The sequence below is a fragment of the Acinetobacter sp. YH12218 genome, from assembly GCF_013417925.1.
Lineage (GTDB): Bacteria > Pseudomonadota > Gammaproteobacteria > Pseudomonadales > Moraxellaceae > Acinetobacter > Acinetobacter amyesii.
Window position 1 is genome coordinate 1 of sequence record NZ_VPDB01000169.1, and the last position, 1,039, is coordinate 1,039.

General features: G+C 41.3%; 1 protein-coding gene. It reads right to left on the reverse strand.

Annotation, left to right across the window (positions count from 1 at the left end; genetic code table 11):
* Positions 1–52 precede the first annotated feature (52 nt).
* Positions 53–985: an IS5 family transposase gene (locus tag FTV03_RS17760; protein ID WP_180042428.1), complete on the reverse strand. Its 933-nt coding sequence runs from the start codon at positions 983–985 to the stop codon at positions 53–55.
* Between the last annotated feature and the right edge of the window lie 54 nt (positions 986–1,039).

Sequence of the window (1,039 nt, forward strand, 5' to 3'; positions counted from 1 at the left end):
GGCTTTGTTGCATAAAGGTTTGAAAGGCTGAGTTCCCTTAAGCTACTCAAATTTAAGAGACAACTTGGGTATGAGGGCGACCTAATTCTGTGAATTTATTCAAGACTGCCATGCGTGCATGGATCTCATTCACCTGACTTGGAAAACTCCGCGCTGTTAATTTATCGCCTAATAATTTGATGCAATGCATCTTGGTTTCAACCAAACTTCGACGGTGATAACCAGACCACTTTTTCCAAAGCGATCTGCCTAGCCGTTTGACTGTCTTTAATAATTCGTTCCGCTCTATAGACCTCGCTTGCTGATCCTTCCAAGGCTTTGCATTCTTTCTAGGTGGAATGATCGCATGTGCATCTCGATCTAAAATGACTTGTCGGCAGTGCTTTGTGTCATAAGCACCATCTGTATAAACAGAATCAATTGGTTCATCCAAGGGAATTTGAGCAAGTAAATCTTCGAGTACTTGAGAATCACTGACATTATTTGTGGTGAGTTGTACTGCACGTATTTGCAGGGTTTTAGCATCTATAGCAATGTGAAGCTTACGCCATTGGCGACGATATTCAGCCCCATGTTTCTTGCGTTTCCATTCACCTTCACCAAGAAACTTCAAACCAGTAGAGTCTACGAGTAGATGCAGTCCATCACTACTTTTTTGATAGCTAATCGCAATATCAATATGCTTTTGTCTACGACAAAGGGTGGAATAATCCGGAGCTGTCCAATCTAATCCAGAGAGTTTAATCAGACTTTGAACAAAACCTGTGACCATACGTAAAGAGAGTCGGAATAGTAATTTGATCATTAAGCAGCATTGGATGGCTGCGTCGGAGTAGGTTTGATTTCGCCCTTGTTTGCCTTTTGATGGCGCATACCATTGCGTAGCAGGATCAAACCAAATGGAAATATTACCTCGGTTAATTAAGGCTCGGTTATAGGATGACCAATTGGTTGTACGGTAGATTTTAGAGGCAGGCTTATTCATTTTGAAATTATATTGCTGAAAAAGCCTTTACAGATAGGTTTGTGCAACAAAGCC

Coding starts and splice junctions, on each gene's coding strand:
- FTV03_RS17760 (WP_180042428.1), bottom strand. CDS start 985: ATGAATAAGCCTGCCTCTAAAATCTACCGTACAACCAATTGGTCATCC.